The 19,210-nt window shown below is 33.7% G+C and carries 20 protein-coding genes; all 20 read right to left on the bottom strand.

Annotated elements, in window-relative coordinates; genetic code table 11:
• Window positions 1-151: 151 nt before the first annotated feature.
• The 20 genes from CLO1100_RS06670 to CLO1100_RS06580 all read right to left on the bottom strand — a co-directional run bounded on the left by CLO1100_RS06670 (window position 152) and on the right by CLO1100_RS06580 (window position 19,202).
• The gene (locus CLO1100_RS06670) at window positions 152-2,443 is read right to left on the bottom strand and encodes a VirD4-like conjugal transfer protein, CD1115 family (RefSeq protein WP_014312990.1); all 2,292 of its coding nucleotides are present in this window, start codon (window positions 2,441-2,443) and stop codon (window positions 152-154) included.
• A 24-nt stretch (window positions 2,444-2,467) separates the two neighbouring features.
• Window positions 2,468-3,682, bottom strand: coding sequence for a MobP3 family relaxase (mobP3, locus tag CLO1100_RS06665; RefSeq protein ID WP_014312989.1), 1,215 nt, complete (start codon window positions 3,680-3,682; stop codon window positions 2,468-2,470).
• Window positions 3,683-3,881: 199 nt separating this feature from the next.
• The gene (locus CLO1100_RS06660) at window positions 3,882-4,211 is read right to left on the bottom strand and encodes a hypothetical protein (RefSeq protein WP_014312988.1); all 330 of its coding nucleotides are present in this window, start codon (window positions 4,209-4,211) and stop codon (window positions 3,882-3,884) included.
• A gap of 93 nt (window positions 4,212-4,304) precedes the next feature.
• Entirely contained in the window at window positions 4,305-4,670 is a 366-nt protein-coding gene (locus tag CLO1100_RS06655; RefSeq protein ID WP_014312987.1) for a mCpol domain-containing protein, read from the bottom strand.
• Window positions 4,671-4,685: 15 nt separating this feature from the next.
• On the bottom strand, window positions 4,686-5,321 hold the full coding sequence (locus tag CLO1100_RS06650; RefSeq protein WP_014312986.1) for a hypothetical protein: 636 nt from the start codon (window positions 5,319-5,321) through the stop codon (window positions 4,686-4,688).
• A 217-nt stretch (window positions 5,322-5,538) separates the two neighbouring features.
• On the bottom strand, window positions 5,539-5,754 hold the full coding sequence (locus CLO1100_RS06645; protein ID WP_014312985.1) for a hypothetical protein: 216 nt from the start codon (window positions 5,752-5,754) through the stop codon (window positions 5,539-5,541).
• An 18-nt stretch (window positions 5,755-5,772) separates the two neighbouring features.
• Window positions 5,773-6,231 carry a hypothetical protein gene (locus CLO1100_RS06640; protein ID WP_014312984.1) on the bottom strand — a complete coding sequence of 153 codons (459 nt, stop codon included), beginning with the start codon at window positions 6,229-6,231 and terminating at the stop codon, window positions 5,773-5,775.
• Between the two features lie 201 nt (window positions 6,232-6,432).
• Window positions 6,433-7,062, bottom strand: coding sequence for an HNH endonuclease signature motif containing protein (locus tag CLO1100_RS06635; RefSeq protein ID WP_014312983.1), 630 nt, complete (start codon window positions 7,060-7,062; stop codon window positions 6,433-6,435).
• 5 nt (window positions 7,063-7,067) lie between these two features.
• A complete protein-coding gene (locus tag CLO1100_RS06630; protein ID WP_014312982.1) occupies window positions 7,068-7,724 on the bottom strand; it encodes a hypothetical protein in 657 nt (218 codons plus the stop codon).
• An 18-nt stretch (window positions 7,725-7,742) separates the two neighbouring features.
• A complete protein-coding gene (locus CLO1100_RS06625) occupies window positions 7,743-10,262 on the bottom strand; it encodes an ATP-binding protein (RefSeq protein WP_014312981.1) in 2,520 nt (839 codons plus the stop codon).
• Complete coding sequence (locus CLO1100_RS06620) at window positions 10,255-11,667, bottom strand: N-6 DNA methylase (protein ID WP_014312980.1); 1,413 nt, start codon at window positions 11,665-11,667, stop codon at window positions 10,255-10,257. Before CLO1100_RS06620 ends, CLO1100_RS06625 begins: the two co-directional genes overlap by 8 nt.
• Window positions 11,668-11,941: 274 nt before the next feature.
• On the bottom strand, window positions 11,942-12,085 hold the full coding sequence (locus CLO1100_RS20705) for a hypothetical protein (protein WP_187288910.1): 144 nt from the start codon (window positions 12,083-12,085) through the stop codon (window positions 11,942-11,944).
• A 61-nt stretch (window positions 12,086-12,146) separates the two neighbouring features.
• Window positions 12,147-13,169, bottom strand: a complete 1,023-nt coding sequence (locus CLO1100_RS06615) for a DUF3991 domain-containing protein (protein ID WP_014312979.1) — start codon at window positions 13,167-13,169, stop codon at window positions 12,147-12,149.
• A gap of 8 nt (window positions 13,170-13,177) precedes the next feature.
• Window positions 13,178-14,896 carry an ankyrin repeat domain-containing protein gene (locus CLO1100_RS06610; protein ID WP_014312978.1) on the bottom strand — a complete coding sequence of 573 codons (1,719 nt, stop codon included), beginning with the start codon at window positions 14,894-14,896 and terminating at the stop codon, window positions 13,178-13,180.
• Entirely contained in the window at window positions 14,883-15,941 is a 1,059-nt protein-coding gene (locus CLO1100_RS06605) for a ParB N-terminal domain-containing protein (protein ID WP_014312977.1), read from the bottom strand. Before CLO1100_RS06605 ends, CLO1100_RS06610 begins: the two co-directional genes overlap by 14 nt.
• A complete protein-coding gene (locus CLO1100_RS06600) occupies window positions 15,942-16,721 on the bottom strand; it encodes an AAA family ATPase (RefSeq protein WP_014312976.1) in 780 nt (259 codons plus the stop codon). It abuts the gene before it with no gap.
• A gap of 167 nt (window positions 16,722-16,888) precedes the next feature.
• Window positions 16,889-17,341, bottom strand: coding sequence for a hypothetical protein (locus CLO1100_RS06595; protein WP_041700185.1), 453 nt, complete (start codon window positions 17,339-17,341; stop codon window positions 16,889-16,891).
• A gap of 121 nt (window positions 17,342-17,462) precedes the next feature.
• Entirely contained in the window at window positions 17,463-17,831 is a 369-nt protein-coding gene (locus CLO1100_RS20455; RefSeq protein ID WP_187288909.1) for a hypothetical protein, read from the bottom strand.
• A gap of 335 nt (window positions 17,832-18,166) precedes the next feature.
• Entirely contained in the window at window positions 18,167-18,601 is a 435-nt protein-coding gene (locus CLO1100_RS19960; RefSeq protein ID WP_014312973.1) for a hypothetical protein, read from the bottom strand.
• A gap of 160 nt (window positions 18,602-18,761) precedes the next feature.
• Complete coding sequence (locus tag CLO1100_RS06580) at window positions 18,762-19,202, bottom strand: hypothetical protein (protein ID WP_014312972.1); 441 nt, start codon at window positions 19,200-19,202, stop codon at window positions 18,762-18,764.
• Between the last annotated feature and the right edge of the window lie 8 nt (window positions 19,203-19,210).

The raw sequence follows: 19,210 nt of genomic DNA, 5'->3' as shown, positions 1-19,210 counted from the left end.
TAGTTTTGTTATAAATTATTTACTTTTTAATTTATACATGTTTATTAAAGCTAAGTGGAAATCTGTGTATAATTGTAGTAATTATATAACAATTATACCTCAAAATGGAATACGCTCAATTATACTATTGTGAACTTAACTTATCAAAAAGCTAATAATAATCCTCATCCCTCCTTGCAATAGTCCTTCTTATAGGAATCTGCTGCAGCGGCTGTTCCAGCATCCCTCCGCATTGTTTCTGCCAATACTTCCAACACTCGCTCCAAAGCTCTATTTTTTCAGCTTCCTTTTTAGTCATTCTTTCGATTCTTTGTTTTTCTCTGTAGTCTCTTACCTTTTCGTTGTGTTTCGTATTGCCAAGGCCAAGCATTGTGTTGAAGTTCCATTTTGACAAATCCGGGGAATACATTATTGCCGGGTTTTCCTTGGATGTAACTAGGCTGTATGGTCTGTCAATCTGAGCTATTTCGTTTGTCATTAGCAATGCTCTTCCTGTCAGATTTACACTTGCTGATGATGAAGGCGTTTGGTATTTACTGCTTTGACTGGATAGTGAATAGGTTGATACTGTGTAGTTTCCAAGCTTTTCTGATATTTCTTTAAGAGTTTCAGGAGAGTTTGTCTGCAAGTAATCCCATACCTGACAATTTCCTTTTATTGTTTTGGCAACCTTTTCATCGTACTTGATTTCCAACTGAGCAAAGTCCTGAAGGAATAAATTGAATCTCATTCCTCTGCCTCCGCCGACTGTAAGTAAAGTGTCAAAGGAAGGTATGGCAGCAAAGTTTCCAAATTCATCAAGTATAAAATTTACTCTGTTTTTGAGACGTCCTCCCCTGCCATCACTTTCATTTACCAACTGAATGTAATGCTGCAGGACAAGTAATGATGCAATGCTGTAATATGTTGTACGTTCGTCCGGAAGAACCATAAACAGTGCTGTCTTTTTTCTGCCGAGGTCTTTTGGATTGTAGTCACTGGCCATGGTCATTGCGTTTATGTAGCTTGATGTAAAGAGTTTAAGTGTAGTAAGTGCCGCAGTATAAAAGCTTCCCCTTGTTCTCTCAGGAGCTATTTCAGATATGGCTACCAACGGTTTGGCAGGATGATTGTCCGGTAATACTTTTACGTATTCGACTATGGGGATGTTCTTTCCAATGGGCTTGCACATTTCAGCTATGAAGTAATACACATTGGTCAAGGTCTGATACTTTCTCCGTTCGCCCTCTCTGTTGTCATATACAACTGACATTATGGCACAGGCTATTGTTGAAGCTTCACCGTTGTTCCATATCTTTTCGCCTTTAGCATCTCCAACCAGGATACCGACTAAGTCCCATACACACTCCGTAGCTTTGGGTATGTTGTCTTCATCTATGGCATCAATTATTGGCTGTAGTAGGTTATACCTATCGCTTTTTAAAGGATTTTTGAAGTCTAGGGTTATAACGTTGTATCCCAACCTTTTCAAGAAAGTTCCGGTATATTGGTTCAGTTCTCCCTTTAAATCGGATACAATCATACTTTCTCCTGCCAGAGCTAAAAAACAAATACTTTGTATTACCATAGTTCTGCTTTTACCTGAACGGGTTGCACCTATTCCAAGCAAATGAGTATCGTCACCAATATAATAGAACAGCTCCTTTCCTCCACCAAGCTTTTTCATTCCAATAACCACTCCCCCAGAACTGAAGCATTGAGTATTGGTAATCGTTTCTATACTATCTGTTTTTATTTCAGCGTTTGAATCTGCCTCTTTTGAAACATCAAATTCACATTCAAATAAATTGGCTAGCTTATCAACATTTCGTTGCTCCTTCATTTGCCATATACTTGGGAAGTATTTTTTAAGTATTTCATCATAAGATAGTCTGAGTTTTTCTCTGAGTATATGCCTTTTTTCTTCCGGCAGTACCTTACCCACAAACCATTTAATATACTGAAAATGTAACTTCTTATGCTCCTGTTTATCTTCCTTGTCGATAACATGCTTTTTTATTATTGCCCTATCCTTTTTACCAGCCTCTAACAAAGCTTTATAAAATTCATCTTTATGATTTATAACAGCGGTATCAAAGGCTTTTGCTTTTTCCTTTTCAGTCATCCACCTGGCAGATCCGAACTGGTTCTGCCCTGCGGCTACCGGTGTATATATCTTGGGAGTTATACATTGTAGCTTGCTAATATAGTTTCTGCTGTAACTGACCATAAGTGACGCTGCGAGACAGAAGGATAATCCCTCAAAGCATAAAAAAAGCAGTCTATGTTTTTTGACTGTTCTTATGCTTTCGATACATTCTTTTATAGGGTAATATGTTGGTGCTCTGTCAGCTCCTATCAGTATCTTATGAAATGCCATTGAGGCAAATACACAAAATACTGAAAGTACTATAAATACAAAAAATACAGTTGTGTACTGTACTTTCAAATGTCTGTTGTGCATGAATATTGTTCCTCCTTGCACTATTTATTTTTCAATATCCCAACCGGTTGATTCCATTTCCTTTGCTTTTTCCTTTCTGGCCTGTTTAGAAAGGTCGCCACCCATAACATGCTTACGGGATATGCGATTCTTTCTATTATTTTTTGAAAGCCTCGCCAGAGTTGAAAAAATTTCTGTTACCAACTGTTCTGTCGCCCGTTCTCTTATACCGGCTTCAAACTCTTCATTTTTTATATTCCGCTCCTTTTTAATAAATTTCCTTACTAGCTCCAAAAGCTTGTTTGCGATAATTTTCTCAGCCTCCTTTTCATATTCATCAGCTTTTGCATCCAGTTCCACTTCATTGGAGGAATACATTCTGGCAATGTCCAGCTTTGATTCAACATACTCCGAAATGGCTTCCTGTAGGCTTTCATCTATGTCAACCAACTCTCTGACTAAAGAAATAAGCTTGTCCTTTACATCAGGTTTGAGATACTCAAACTTTAATGAACCTTTTGGTATATCTTTTCTTATTTCAAATAGCCTTTGAGCCAGATATTTGTTGAATTGACTATCCGGTTTATCAAAAAAGATTTCTTCATTTGTCAAAGTTGAATATTCTCTCTTGCTCATTCTATCCAGATAGGCTTCAAACTCACCGGTCATTTCAGCTGTAATATCCCTAAGTAAGTACTTTTTCTCATCTCTTTTCTCATAATATTCTTTCAGTTCATCCTCAAATATGTTCTTGACCAGTTTACCTCTGATTTTGTCTGGCACTTTGGGAGTGACCCAGTTTTTTCGTATCTCCTGACGTTCGTCCCAGAAAACAATATGTACATGTGGATGGCTGGGCGTGTCATGAGCTGCAGCAACCCATTTGAAATCTGACATCTTTATGTTGTTTCCCTCAGCAATTATCCTGATTTGTTGTTTTATAAGCTCTTGCCATGCCTCTTTTGTTATTGGTTCTCCAACCTTTATTGCTGCATTTTCAGGAGAGAAAGAAATTACTGACCTGAATATATTTTTTCCTTCTTCGGATCTTTTCTTAACTATATTCATTACATCCTTTATCTTATGTTTGACTACAAGAGTATCGGAATCATACAATTTACCGAACAGACCATGCTTTTCTCCCTCGTTTTTCATTACTCCGGGACGAGTACCTATGTACCGGATATGCTCGGCATTTTTATTTGGTGTGCGAGTTTCATTTACCGGCTTAAACCACTGTTTGTAGAAAACTGCTGACAAAAGGAATCACCTTCTTAAATGGATTTTGGGTACAAAAAAACCTGTAGTCCCTTGGGTGGGGTACGGGGTATATGGATAATTAAAGTTATAATATACATCACCAGCTCTTAGAATCTTTTTTCTATTTATGAATGATGGGTTGCCGGGGGTGTTACCCCCGGAGCGACAGTTGTTCCTTATTACTCAATACCTTTATCTTTTATATAGTTCTCCAACTGACAGAATAAATAAAGTAATTAAGCCAGGTATCATAGTCAAATAAGTATATCTTATTATCTTTAAACGGATGAAATACTTCATTTGCAAATAAGGTTTCCGCTATTCCAAACCTGCCTTCACATTTGCTACATAATAAGTATTCTTTCTCACTATCTTGTATTACCTTATTAGGTTCAAATAAATTTCGTATAAAACCAGTAACTGATTTCTTTTTTATTCTTCGAGTAACAAATTTTTGAATTATATGGCTTTCCTCAAGAAATACATTCTCTTTTTTACAAAGTGCACATATTCCTTTAATCTCACTCAAAATTTTTCAAGCCTCATATTCGATTCTGCTAAAAAAGGATGATTATTGCACATCATTTGTTAATGGTATTGTTGTATTGTAAATAAAAAGGTATTATTTTATCAATCTAAAATCATTACAAAATATCGCACCAATATTCTTACCATTCGTTTTTGCATATCTGAGAGCTAGATATGAATCTCTTAAGCTATCGCCTACTCCCAAAGAAAAAGTTATATATTGTACATTACTTCTTATAAAATCTAAAATTGACTTGATTTCAACTTTTTCTTTTTTACATATAATTCCGTCTGCACCGCTGAAAATTATCTTATAATCATTACTTATTAAGTACAAAGTAATTTTTTCAACAATCTCTTTAACTTTATTATTTATTGTTCTTAAACTATCCTCATCATTATTCATAAAACTATTCTCTATTTTTAGCCCGATATCATCACCATCAATATATGCATACATAATTTCTATTCCTCCTCAAATTGTATATTTCGATCGAGAATACAGATTTTGTCCATCTTTATATGAGTCAACTATTTTACTACTGACTTTAACAACTTCTAATTTACCTTTTGACCCTAAAATAGTCCAGAATTCCCCTTCTAATTTATATGTATCCTCATACTTTATAACTTTTAAGTCTGATGTGCCATTACGTTCATTTAAGTCAAGTGGATTATTTTCCTTTTGTGAATATACATATACTAATCCATGAGTATTGCTTTTTTCTTCATATCTTAATTCTTCGCTGTATGAGTAATTTTTATAATTTCGAGTATATGATATTATGCTTAAATTTAAAAAGTCCTGATTTATTCTTAAAACAATATTACCAGTATAAGGTACTTGACTTTCAGGGCTGATTGATCTATATTTTCCATACCACGTTCCACGTAGATTTATTCTGTATAGAACTTTATTTAAGACTGGTATTTTCCATCCTACCTTAAAATAAAATAACCACCAAATGGTTAATATACTTGAAACTTTTACAGCACTGACCAGCCCATAAAAATCTATATTATTTACTTTTAAGTAGTTTAAACCAAATGATCCTATAACACTTATCAAATACGATAAAGATACTATTCTAGACTGTGCCTTACTGTTCATTTTCTTCTCCCTGACTAGATTAATAATCATAACCTAAAAATACTAAAAGCATATAACATAATACTAGTTATGGTATTGTTTAATCATTGTAGGCTCAAATTTTGATGATATACAACTGGTCGATCAATTCTATATTAAATTACATTTTATTTTAATTATACATATTTTTCCCTTACTTATCAAATCATTAATATTCATTTAATCTCACTCAAAAATTTTAACCACCTCCCCTTCTCATACTATTCCAAGAAAACAGTACTCGAATTTCTATCCTTATACTCCCATGTTCAAATTTCACAAGCGCACCGTTTGTATTTCCATTCACCACGTAGTACCCCTGATTCGAATCATCAGATGTGTGGCTAAAGAGACTTTTGATATCAATTTCTTCACTTTTATTATCTTTATGCATCCTTTTATCTATCTTCTTCATTTTAAGCACCTCCATTTTCTACTTCACCCTCCTACTATCCTTACCCACTTCATCAGCCTGGCTCAAATACTGGTCAATCTCAACATCCTTCTTCTTCATGTACTCAACTCCAAGCCGTAAGCTTCTGTTAATCATTTCATAGAATGCTTCTTGATCCTCATCACTTATCATCTGGATAAGGCTCAGATTTGAATACATGGTTCCGGCTGATACTTTTCCTATTTTCATAAGCATTTTTACTATCCTGTTTATCTGTGGCTCCAGTACTTCCTTCAGCTCCTTATGAATGATTTCTGTAATAAAATCAATGTTGCTTTTATAGCCATCAACTGCTAGGCCCTTTTCAACAAATTCTCTGACTATATCTGAAACGGATATACCCCTGACAGTTGCAAGCTTCTCCATATCTTCAATGCTCTTTGCTTTAAATCGTACCGATCTTTTATGCTCCTCCGGATTGGTTTTCTTTTTAGCCACTTTGCACCTCCTGACAAAACAAAAGCTGCAGCATTTATGCCACAGCAAAATTATACTTCTTTATATTAATCTCCTTCGTTCAAATATTTATTATAAAAAAGAGTCGCACTAGCCCACAACTATGATGTATAGAGCCACAATGTAGCACCCCATTTTCAAGGTACTTTAAGTAAAAATTTGAAGCTTTGTTATTTGTCCATTTTATTCTGGCATCACAAATTTCTCGTTATTATAATTCTCTATAAATATGTGTTGGCAGGTTATGTAATAATCACTTAATTCTTCTTTTGCTAATAGAAATACCTTTCCTTGCTCTGAATCCCGCCCAACTTTTTCAATTTGATTATTTATTTTGACTAATAAATTTTTTAAGGCTTCGCAAAGCCATGCTATATTATGTATTGGTCTATATAATTTTAATCGTTTAATCATCTCACGACCTTTTAAATCATCTGAATCTATACCACCGTAATCGTTTCGATAAAAAATTTCTCCATAATCTTCTAATACTGGGTTATAAAAAAATTCATTAATAATTTTTTTAGGAGAAATATCACCACTAAACTGACTACTTTTTGCAATATTACACTTTTTACAAGAGTATATTAAATTTTCATATAATGTATCGCACTCTGGCCAATCATCTTTAAAAGTATCCCTAGGTATAAAATGATCAACCTCAAACGGTGTTGTAATACTGGTATCTAATAAATTACAGTAAGCACATCTGCAAGAAAAGTCTTGCTTTAAATATGGCTTATATCTGGTATAATTAGTATAATTTTTATTACATGACCTTTTAATACTAAAATCTCTAAATTTTCTTCTCATAGTTTTTACTCCAACATACTGTTTGCTTTCTCTATTAACTCAACAATCTTTTTTGCCTTTTTTTCATCAAATACTTTATCAATCTGAGTTTGTTCTGTTGGTAAAAAATCATCCAACTCACTCTCTACTTTTAATACTTCTCTGATATTATCCTCAACGGCTGATCCTTTTACCATTTTGTCTTTAAGTGACTCTAAAGTTAGTTGTAGAGAATCCCGTTTGTTAACATATTTCTTCATACTATCAAATATGTTACTTACCTTCTCTTTTGAGTACTCCTCATCAAGTTTAAAGAACTCTCTCTTCTTGTAGACTTTATCAGCATCTACAAAATCCGGTTCAATACTCTCCTCAACAACTTCTGTTAAAATTATAATAGGAAATTTGGGCACTGTTTCTTTAATTTTTCCAAATATCTCAGTACCTTTTATTTTCGTTGTCTTTACCATTATTTTATAGTCTATGATTAGGCATGAAATTTTCAGGTTTACAATATCAGACATAACATTATTGAATACCTCATCGACTAATTTCCCACTCTCTTCTGACAAAGAATATGATTTAAAATCATATTCTTCTTGTTGAGGAGCATTTGTTTTTATTGTACGTCTTATTGCTTTTATCTGACTATCCTCATCGTCTACTAATCCTATGATGTACATATGGCATTCCCCTCCTACTTACAATCTCCAAGATGCTTGTAGCATAAATCCTTCTTTAATTGGTATTACGTGTAAACTTCCCTGATTTCTATTTACTGCTTCACGTGCGACCCATAATCCAAGACCAGTGCCGTCTCTTTTACTACTTTCACGTGCATTCAATATCTCATCAGGGTTTTGCTTATATCGTTCATCTAACTCTGGCCCATTGTTTTTCATGTCTAATAAAATGTATGCATCTTGCTTGTAAACTTTAAATTCAATTACTCGCTCTCCATCACATTCTTCTAAAAAGTATGCAGAATTCAATATAAAATTATTCAAAAGTAAATGTAAATCTACAGCAGGTAATGATAATTCTATTTCCTCTGAACACTTTATATTGCTTATTTTTATATACTTTCTGTTCAGCAATGGTAACCATTTACACCGAATGTGTTCTAAAAATTCTTTTAATTCTACTACTTTAGTATAAAAATTCTCTTTATTGACACTCTCCATTATTAAGTTAACCCATTCTGATAATAAAGCATCAGTGCTATTTAATTCGTCAATCATATCAAATGGATCAAAATCTTCGTCACCTGAGTATGGCTGATAATTTAATAATCTATTTATTGACTCCTTCAAATGTTGACCTCTACTTCCTAAGTTAGTAGCTACCCTACTAATCTCATGGGAAAAAGTTTGTGCCATGACTCCTGCTGAACTTAGCACCGTCAAAAGTTGATTTGTTGTCATTTCATTTTCGTTTTTCTTTCCAATAGAATAAATAACATCTTTTAAGTCTTCTTTAGAATATTCATCATTACTTTCTTCATTTGTGGGTTCTTGAGCATCTTTTTTATCATCAAATTTATTTTTTTGTTCTGTTTTTTCTTTTTCAGCGTTCTCTTTTTCTTTCATAACTTGTTCATATATTGTTTGAAGTTTAACTTGGTGAGCATTTTTCTTTGCATTAAACCATAAAGCATATTCTCTTAAAGGAAACTGCCTATCATATTCAAATTTTTCAAAAATCCCTTGAAGTAATTTTACAAATGCATAATATTCTTGATTTAAATTCATTCCTTCTCTATTAGCAGTATCCTCTAAATTTGGATTTGTAATTCTACTAATCGAAATACTTCCAATAACTTGGTTCGGTGAAACTCGCCAATTACCGGATTCATGAGAAGCAGCTGCTGGACTCTTTTGCACCCTTTCACTTAGGTTCAGCCAATCGTAGAATACGCCTTCATCACCGTATGGGCGAACTTTGAACTTATCCCTATAAATTTTAATTCCAGAAAAACTATTTAACAATTTTTTACGTATTTGACTTTTAAAATCCCGTATTATTTCTACAGTACTTTTTTGATTTTTTAAATAAAATATTTTAACGATAAATGGGCCTATTCTTGAATATTCATCAAATGGTTCATCTTTTTGCTTAGTCAAAATTTCTTTCAATGTATATTCAAATTCAACTCTACCATTAAATGTTTCTCTCTTATATTTTTCTCTTTGGAATATCTCCCGATTCCAAAACTCTCCCAAATCATATGTTTCTTTATCTGTATCAGAATAATCTACGATAATGCCTTTGACATTAATATCTATTTCATTTCTATCAAAAGTGATTTTAATATTATCTTTACCATCATATTCAGCCTCGATCATATAGTCATAACATTCTCGACTTATACCTTCGCTATAAGATTCATAGTTAAGTGCTGGATAAGTTGCATTCTTTACAATAATATCAAATTTATCAACATTACCTAACGGATTAATGTTCTGTAAATTACTATTAACTTTTTCATATAATTTTTTATTCCAAAAATCTCTTATGGGTGTAAGAATTATTGCTGTTCCTGTTGACCAATCATATGATGACAACTTTTCATAGTCAGAACCAACTAATCCTTTTATTATATAAACAAAACTATCGTTAACTATATTTATATTCGCCTTGACTTGATTAAGTAATTTTGCGTTATCAAATTGAGTCCAATCGAGCTCCCAACTTACAGCCTCATCATTTTTATTTTTGGTAATAACCTGAGATTTTAATGATAATTTATCAAGTGCGAATCTCCCTATCCCTTTTGCACCAGTCTTTATTCTCTTTTTACTTTCGCTAAGTATGTTAATTTCTTTATCATCAGTTCCGATATTCATCCATGTGGTTTTTAATATTTCCTGTGTCATTCCACATCCATTATCTAATACCAAAATTCTTGATAATGACAATATCATGTTCTTTAATTCATGTTTTTCTGGTACAGATAAATCTGTCTTCAAAACATATCTACCATCTTTAATTTCATAAAAATTTGAAATTTCCTTTTTATCAAAGAATTGTTCAATTTCAGATAATCCAAGTTCATCTGGTACTTTATTATATGGATTAACATATTTAACATAAACACAGTCTGCATCTGCATCGTAACTATTTTTTATTAATTCCAATATAGCGCCATCCACATCGGATATATTTTCTCTTCCAATTAATCTGGCAGTCTTTGCACTTACCTCAAAACTAATACTATCCATTAATAAAGTCACCTGCCTTAAATGTAAATTGATTTATATCGTCTGCTGTAATCCTTAAGGAAATTCCACTTGCAGGCGTACCTATTTTTTGTACATAACCCAAGAATTCTACCGATTCCAAAATCTTCCTGGCTATGTTTAAATCATAATCTTCTTCGGAAATAATATATATCCCTGAGTAAGGTATCGCTTTTGAACTTATATTATAAACATTAATTGTGTTGGTTACGACAGTAGAAATCAAGAGTTTTGTTCTATTCATATTTTGTATAGCTTGACTTCTTCCATATTCAAACCACTGTGCACTATCATCAGCATCTCTTAACTCCAATTCATTACGATTTTCACTTAAATATGTATATGTATTTGGATATTTGGTTTTAAAATCTTCTTCTTGAAACCTATGTATCTTATGTTTTCTCACACTATATGGAAAAATGATGTATTCTTTTTTATAATATTTTTGATTTCGAGGACTAATAGCGTTTCTCAAAATACCAGGCTCAATCTGATATTTAGACTTCGTTTCTTCATTAATCACAAAAATATTATTTCGTTGTGTGGCTATAGTTATTGATGCTTTATAAAACTGTCCGAACCGGACAATATCGTCACCTTCCGCTTTAGGTTTAAAGCCAAAAGTCCATTTTTCCCCTAAGTTTTGCTTATTAATATTCAAATTATATTCTTGTAATACATTATTATATTCAAATTCATCCTTTTTGACTTCCTTATCTAAAACTAAAATTGCTGATGAAGTAAGTGCATTCTCAAATAATTTACAATTTGGGTAATCATATATTTTTGAAATATATGGTAATATACTTTCTCTTAATTTGCTTGCAAAAACATTTTTAAAAATACTATTTGGTATAAGATAGGCCATTTTACCATCTACTTTTAAATAATTAATAGCATTTTCAATAAATGCATAACAGTAGTCAGGTTTACCATCTTTACATGTCAAATACTTTTCTTTAATAAATTCTCTTACGTCCTGTTCTAAATTTTTATATGAAATATATGGTGGATTCCCAACAATATAATCAAAATATTTGTCAAACGGTTTTACTAATACATCCCCATTAAAAACATTCCAATTTACATTTGAGATATTATAATTAGCAGCAACAACATTTAATCTGGAAATACAAATATCATATGTACTTTTAATAATCTCTGCACCATAAATATCATTTTGTAATCCGTGAACTATTTCGTCAGACGACAAACCAGAAGCCAATCCGTCTTCTATATATCTTTCAACAACTACACATAAGATATTACCTTCACCACAAGAATTCTCTAAAACTTTCTTGCCATATAAATTACTTTTATAGCCAATCATATCTAACATGTTATTTGTTATCTTATATGATGTAAATTGTTGACACCTGATATCCATAGTTCTCACCTCCCTTTTATATTTATTGATGCTTGATTTTATAGTTAATTATCTGTACTATTTATGGGTGTATTATTTAAATTTAATTTATATTCTTATAAAACCTTTTACCATTCATTTTACCATATTCAGTTACAGTATTTATCATAATCTATACAACCTATAATTATATCCTACTTCCCAGGTTTTGTCACCCTTTTGTCACCCATAAATTACAACGTCACCCGTTGCCAACTCTGTTGGCAAGCTGTATACCGCCGGGTGTGTCACCCGACTATTCCTGCCGTACATACCCACCCCAAAAAGGTGCGGTTTTTTGTACGTAAATCGGGGGATTCTCCCCCATGCCCCCTGTTTTTTCAGAGCAAAACTCTGAAAAATGATTCTGAAAAAAGAAATATTTTTGAATAATTTTCATGTCCACCTCCGTATTTTAAGAAGGCTGCCGGAATGATAACTCCAACAGCCTTCCGTAATGTTTATAAAGTTGCCTCAAGTTCTTCATTATTTCCTTTCAGAATCTGTAAACGATCTTCTTCATGCCTATCCATTAAATCCTGCTGTACGAGTTGAATATTTAGCAGATCCTCATTCCAATCCTTCGCAAGGGGTTTTTCCACGGTTGTGTTATAACCTAGTTTTGCATATTTTTCTGCATACTTGTTAGCTGCTTCCTGTCCCCAGTTTGGCGCAGGGCTTCCGTTGGCAAATTTTGCCTCATCGTCATTATCCAATGCAAACGTTATATTTTTTATCTCCGGATGCCGTTTTAGGTAACCTGTCAACGCATTATCAGAGAGACATCCCAGTGCTATCCTGTGTTCTTTTTTCCACCCCATGCCAAGACTTTTGTATATACTTGCATGACTTATTGCATCTATTGCGGCTTCGTACACTGTTAAGCTGTCTCCTTTGCCTTCCATCTCAAAACAATAGTTCATATTACTTCCCGGTACAACTCCTTTGAAGGTCAAGCCGGTTACTGTTCCACGCTGAAATGCCTGCCTTGCTTCGCCATTTTCATCATATCCAACAAATACAATATTGTGATGAGGAAGGCTTTCATATATTTTTTTCTTGTAAACAAGATCGGTTACTATTTCCTTATCTAACCCACGGGTTTTTATCAGATATGCAAATAATCTTTTGTATGGACTGGCTTTATCCGGAAGTTTGAATTCTACACGATTTTCTTCCACTGGCTTGTGTAATTTTAGGCTCGCTTTTTGAGTTTGTTGGATTTCTCCATCACCAACAAGGTATTTCATAGAATCCAACCAACTTTTATTTTCAGTAAACATTATAAACTGAATGGGACCTCCTCCACGTTCAGCCGCCCAGCAATAAAATGAGTTCTTGGCATCATCGATATACAGGCCTCCATGATTCTTGATATGATAGTTTGAACCACGCTTTTCCGGATTGTATCCAAGCTGTTTTGCCAACTCATATATGCTGGTATGATTCGCCTGATAAATTTGTTCATCTGTAAATCTTTTCATTTTCAGTATCACTCCCAACTACCATCAAATACACCAATCTCACCATATTGACCTACGGCTTCATCTATCTCTGGTCCTGACTGCAATTTATTTTCCAGTTCATTTTCAGCTATTCCACAGTGTTTAAATAACTCTTGAATGAAATGAATATCTGGTCTTGCATCTTTTATTTGACTTATGTAATTTGTAAGGTAATTGATATCTGCCCCATAGTTTATGAGAACTTTTGCTGCTTCAAGCTTATTGGCTTCATAACATGCATAGAGGGCTTCGCCATTGTTTGAATTAACGTCAGCTCCTCGGCTGATAAGTGTATGCATTGCATCTGCATCCTTATGCTGGGCAGCGAAATAGAACAGTGCCGGGGCGTGTTCGTCTATGTTCCGGCATTGCATTAAACCTGAATTGAGTAGTCCATATTTTCCGGCTCTTATCATTTCTTTGAATACTACTGTATCATCTAATGCTTTTGAACTTGACTTAATGAATTTTTCTGCTTCTTTATCCGGTAATGTGGTTAATGCATGACTGAGAAAACCCCTCATGGTATCAAACTGTGCTTCTCCATGTAGGTTTGCATCTGCATATTTGTATATGCTCAATGCTGAATCAATGTTATTGTCTATTGCTGTTACAAATGTATTTTGCAATGTTCTGATAGATACAGGAACTTTTTCTTTGTATAGAATATGGTTTATTATATCCGTACTTTGGATTGTCGCTCCCTGGGCTGCTTCACATATAAAGTCATGACAATATTTAACCTTCTGCTCAAATGTTCTGTACAGTTCTCTGAATTTATCAATGTTTTCGTTATTTATTGCAGAGTATAAAGAGTTCAATTTTTCTGATGTTATTTTGTCTGCATCTATAACCTGATCAAGCTTCTTGCTGAGTGCACGGAGCATCTTTCCCATTACTTCTCCCAGCAAGCCAAACATGCTGCTCTTTGGCTCATACTTTTTCTGATTCTCTTCAAGTAAATCAATAACAACCTCTGCCTGTTCAGGAGTAAAGTTTACGTTAATAAGCTGATTCTTAATACTTCCACTCTCATTACCGCCGGTAATTAATTCTTTCTGACTGTAATTATTGTTAATATCCATGTCAGTTAAGGCTTTATTACCTGTTGGAATTGTAACTGTTTTAGTTGTTTTAGCTGTTGTTTCTTCGTCTTCAGAGGCCGGTTGCTGAAGCTTCTTAAATTCCTTAGCAACATCTTCATTATCCAATGCCTTCTGGATGGATAATGCAACTTCTCTAGGATCAGCATCATTCTTTAATTCGTTTTCAATTTCTTGCTGTTTTTTGGATTCTAACTGTTCTTCCTCATTACTGACTTCCTTTTCTTCAGTATCCATCCAGAAGCTTTCAACCATTAACTGCATTGCCTTTGTTGCTTTGCTAAAAGCTTCGGCTGCTTTACCGGACTCAATCTTGTACTGTCCGCTGAACATCCTCCCCTTTAACTCCGGATTTTTGTTATCCATTACATTTATTGAAGCAACAACCATGTCGCTGCTCACAGATAACATTCCCGAAACGTTATAATCCTTCGGGAATTCACTCTTTTGGAATTTCTTAAAGTCTGCGGATAAAAAAGAAAAGTCAGGTTTCAATCCCTGACTTTCCAGTCTGCTGCCCAGCTCATCCGCTATTTCCTTAATTGTTTTTATAGTTTCTTTTCCTTTACCTCCACCAGGTTTGTACAAATCAATTTTCTTCATCGCCTTCGACCTCCTTGTTGTTTTCTTTTTCAAAATCTTCAGCTTCTTGCCTACGGCGTTCAAAGTATTCTTCAAGAGCCTGTTCAATTGTCGATGTTATTTCTGTCTGCGTAGCATAAGCATTGAAGAATCTTGAAATTAGTTTTGGTTTCACTTTTACTGCTGTTAGCTTTGGCCTTTTCTTCTTTTCAAAAAATTCACCGGATGCTATGGCCAATATATCATCCTCCGTAAGTTTTCCACTCCTTTCTTTAAGTTTATCTGCCCTTTTCATATCTATCCTGTAATCGTTTTTGGTCAGGATACTGAAAAGAATATTTTGTTCATCTATAGTTAAATATGACAGACTAACTGCCGGATTTAACTTGATGATTCCTTCGTCCACCATGTTAAGTAATTCTTCAATGAGATAATTAAGACGGATATATCTTTTAATATTTGATTCACTCATCTTATTGTTATTAGCTACTTTATTAACACTCCATTGCCCCTGTCCAACTTGGACAGAACCACCATAGCCCTTACTCTCATCAGTATTTGAGTCACTTTCGATTGCATTAATAAACTCACGTTTTTGCTTGGCTTCCTTACATGCCTCAAGCTGCATCTGTAAGCTCTTGGCAAGCTCACTGGGAAGCATTTCTTCCACTGAACGTTGTATAAAGTTTGAGTCTGTTACAATTATTTTTGCCTGTGCATCTGTGATATGTTCTTTAATTTCCGCAGGAACTTTTGTTAGCCCGGCAAGCTTCGCTGCATTAACACGGTTATGGCCTGCCAGATTCTCATATGTCCCGTCATCTTTTTTCCTAACCACTATGGGAACTATTACTCCATTCTCCTTTATTGATTCAACCATTTGCCTGAGCTTCTCACCTGTGTACAGTCGGAATGGATGATTTTGGAAGGGTACTATAAGGTTTATATCTATTTCAGTAGCATTTTCCTTATTTTTATTTGTAGTATTAAGATTAAACATCTGTGCAAAAGCTTTGTCTGATGGCTTATCCATTTTCTTTGAAAAGTCAATTTTTATTGTCCCCACTTACACTCTACTCCTTTCAATCAGCTCCTTTGTCACATTTCTATATTCGGCACCCAGTACACTGTTTTCCATGGAAACCAAGCTTTTTTGTTCAAATGTACTGTTTGTAGCTTCAACCCTTTTGTGTATCCTGGTAACAAAAAGAGTATCACCATATTGTCTTTCTAAGGCAGATTCTACCGCCTTAGACATATTTGTATTATCAGCCATGGTCAAAATAACACCGTCAATTTTAAGTTCAGGATTTACATTTACCTTAACCATGTCATATACCTGTTCCAGCTGTACTAATCCATCCAAAGCAAACTTCTGTGCTTGTACTGGAATTATGAGGCTATCCGCTGCTGCAAGTGCATTTGTAAGAAGGATACCAAGACTGGGCAGGCAGTCGATAATTATGTAGTCATATTTACTGAATATTTCTTTTTTCAGTATCCTGTTCAACACTTGCTCCCTACACATTACATTTGATAAGAACAAGTCAGCCCCGGAAAGCTTTATACTGGAAGGAATGTAGTCAATGCCCTCCTTGCTGTGGACTATGCTTTCTGCTATGTAATCCTCGCTCAAATTATTGTTTGCGGCTGCCACCATCAGGTCGCTGATATTGTATAAGCTTTCATTGTCATAACCTAAATAGTCACTCATGTTTGCCTGCGGATCGAGGTCAATGCCCATGACACTCAATCCTTCCTGTACCAGACCGGCGGCAATGTTTACAGCGGTTGTAGTTTTACCTACTCCGCCTTTTTGATTTGCAATTGCAATTACTTTTCCCATTTTTTGTTTTCTCCTTTCAAAATAAAAAAAGCAGAACACAAATGTGCCTGCTGTTTGGTTGATTTAACATGTTATGAAATTAAATATAAAAATAATAAAACCATTGAAAATGTAACTATGGTTTCATTTTCAATTGACTTATATACGGCCTGTATTCATTTCCCGAACTATTCTGTTTCAAATTGTAGTTCGAGGTCGTTTATTTTAACGCTTTCATCAAATGTGTACCAGGAGTCCACTCCTCCATGCCCGTTTTCTTTCATTTCCTCATCCGTTTCTGGCCTGACAAAGCCGCTGAATGATATATTGTAATTGCTGCTTTTTGTCATTATATCCTCAACAAATGTCAATACATCTGCAAGAGGTATATGACCAGCAGCACCTTCATCATAGCCATTATCACAATAGATAGATTCTGCTGTAATGCTCGGTTCAAAGTCTTCCCGTACTAATTTGGAAACAAAATCCAAATCTCCCAAGTACTCAATAACATCAGCAAGTACAGTTAAAGTGTCTTTTCTGCTTAGTCCCTCAAAAATATTCCATATATTTTTTTTAATCTCAATATTTTGCATACAAACCATCCTTTCCGGCAGCTCCTGACTGCACCATTTATTCATACTGCGGCTTAGCCCCAATACACTTACCTTTTTCGCCACTCTGGAGCTTTATGACCTTTCCAATTACATCTTACATTTTCATTCACTTCCCTTCGCCTTCCCTCTATGTTGAAAACTACTGCTAATTAAATTTTTCAACATTTTCCCTAATGTACAAAAGTAATGCATTCTTTAGAGGAAATTTATACCACATGAAGTCATTATTCATAAAGTCAATCTCATGATAATTTTGTTCATAGAGTTCCCATGTTCTATTAACCAAATCGGATAAATCTATTTGCTTAATAGTCTTTAATACTTCTATGGTTAGTTCAATATTTTCTTTTGTATTTTCCTTAAAGTAGTCCGATATACTGTCATTGTCAATATATAGTTTAATTAGATTTGCATGAAAAATAACTTTGTACTCTTCTTTGCATTGATTCATGAAACTGCTAAGTATTTGAGGGAAATCAATTATTTTTAAAGTGAATTTGTTAAGTTGGTGCAAAATCTCTTCATCTGATATTTCATAAATATTTTTTTGACCTCTATCTGTAAATAAGTTTGTATTTCTATACCGTAGTATATAGTAGATAAAGACTATGAAAAAAAACACTAGAAATGAAATAAGTAATGTCAGTACAATTAATAATATTCTATCAATTTTACTCAATCTATTAATCCCTTCTTATTTTTTACTTAGTATTTCCAAACAACTTAGTATAAATAGCTCTATTTCTTGCACCGCTATCTATTCAAAATGCGCCCTAAAATGGGAGTTAAAAAACCGCATTTCCATTTACTGAATATGCGGTAGTGATAACACACAAAAATTTATTATCTTTAATTTAACTTACCTCTTAATTTTGAAATACCTTTCAAAATATCATCTCTATTCCTAGATTCCTTTATCCATTTGGGTAACCTACTAGAAACACTTTGATTATGCCATCCTAGATTGTCTTGAACCCTTTCTCTAAGCATTACCCTAACATAGTTTTCTAAATAATCTAAATGTTCCTCATTTAAAGCCCACAATATATGCCCACAACATGATACTTGCAACCACAATTTTAGTTGTTGACTAATATGCAAACGTGGATTTTCCTTTATATATCCACATTCAGAACAAATAAGGATATCTATATTTTGAGATTCTATCCCTTCATTGTTATTTTTACTTATAGTTGCTCGTAAATTACATCTTGGACAAGATACATAAATTTTATTATAAAAGTTGTATATACTTTTGTTAGGTGCTTTATACCTACTATCCATGCCGTCTCCAAATAGATTTATTTATCAGAATCATTAACGTTTAAATTAATATTGTACTTAATTCATAATGTACCATATTCAAATAACCACCGCAATATTCATTTATCAAAGATCAATTTTGTTCGTGATAGACTTATTTTATCTACCATCCAATCATTATTCACATTTCATTATCAAAATCAGTATCACATCCAAAGACCATTAATTCTGAATTTTCAAAGTTATTTACATTATTTTCTGATATTCTGTCCAACATCTGAGATATGTCTACGTTTCCTCCGAAGTTGTCTGTTAGGAAATCGTTTATTTTCTTGAATTCAGAAATATTTTCAAAAGAAATCATTATTCCGTTATTGGATAGATGTAAGAAATCTTTCAATGTTGAGTATAACCCGTCCCTAATCCACTCTGCTATAAACCCTCTGAAGCTAAACCCCGCTTCATCAGGAATTTTTCCCGGCACTTCACTTACTGTAAGCGAAATGTTACTAGGATTATTTTCGTTTTGGCTAGTAACTGAAAAGTAAAAATTTGATTCTTTGAGATTTTTAATAAACTCATTTATTTGTTCATTTTCTCCCTCGATATTGACCTTAATCATAAAATCTT

Origin of the sequence: Clostridium sp. BNL1100, from assembly GCF_000244875.1 — a bacterium.
Classification (GTDB): domain Bacteria; phylum Bacillota; class Clostridia; order Acetivibrionales; family DSM-1351; genus Ruminiclostridium.
Note: the sequence above shows the minus strand (reverse complement) of the source record. Positions and strands in the feature narration are given on the sequence as shown.

Bases quoted from the DNA above. Each gene is read 5' to 3' on its own strand.
- CLO1100_RS20705 (WP_187288910.1), bottom strand. From the start codon at position 12,085: ATGAAAATTATTCAAAAATATTTCTTTTTTCAGAATCATTTTTCAGAG.
- CLO1100_RS06610 (WP_014312978.1), bottom strand. From the start codon at position 14,896: ATGAAGAAAATTGATTTGTACAAACCTGGTGGAGGTAAAGGAAAAGAA.
- CLO1100_RS06615 (WP_014312979.1), bottom strand. From the start codon at position 13,169: ATGAAAAGATTTACAGATGAACAAATTTATCAGGCGAATCATACCAGC.
- CLO1100_RS06655 (WP_014312987.1), bottom strand. From the start codon at position 4,670: ATGTATGCATATATTGATGGTGATGATATCGGGCTAAAAATAGAGAAT.
- CLO1100_RS06580 (WP_014312972.1), bottom strand. From the start codon at position 19,202: ATGATTAAGGTCAATATCGAGGGAGAAAATGAACAAATAAATGAGTTT.
- CLO1100_RS06650 (WP_014312986.1), bottom strand. From the start codon at position 5,321: ATGAACAGTAAGGCACAGTCTAGAATAGTATCTTTATCGTATTTGATA.
- CLO1100_RS19960 (WP_014312973.1), bottom strand. From the start codon at position 18,601: ATGGATAGTAGGTATAAAGCACCTAACAAAAGTATATACAACTTTTAT.
- CLO1100_RS06630 (WP_014312982.1), bottom strand. From the start codon at position 7,724: ATGTACATCATAGGATTAGTAGACGATGAGGATAGTCAGATAAAAGCA.
- CLO1100_RS06600 (WP_014312976.1), bottom strand. From the start codon at position 16,721: ATGGGAAAAGTAATTGCAATTGCAAATCAAAAAGGCGGAGTAGGTAAA.
- CLO1100_RS06625 (WP_014312981.1), bottom strand. From the start codon at position 10,262: ATGGATAGTATTAGTTTTGAGGTAAGTGCAAAGACTGCCAGATTAATT.
- CLO1100_RS06670 (WP_014312990.1), bottom strand. From the start codon at position 2,443: ATGCACAACAGACATTTGAAAGTACAGTACACAACTGTATTTTTTGTA.
- CLO1100_RS06620 (WP_014312980.1), bottom strand. From the start codon at position 11,667: ATGGATATCAGGTGTCAACAATTTACATCATATAAGATAACAAATAAC.
- CLO1100_RS06595 (WP_041700185.1), bottom strand. From the start codon at position 17,341: ATGAATAAATGGTGCAGTCAGGAGCTGCCGGAAAGGATGGTTTGTATG.
- CLO1100_RS06645 (WP_014312985.1), bottom strand. From the start codon at position 5,754: ATGAAGAAGATAGATAAAAGGATGCATAAAGATAATAAAAGTGAAGAA.
- CLO1100_RS06635 (WP_014312983.1), bottom strand. From the start codon at position 7,062: ATGAGAAGAAAATTTAGAGATTTTAGTATTAAAAGGTCATGTAATAAA.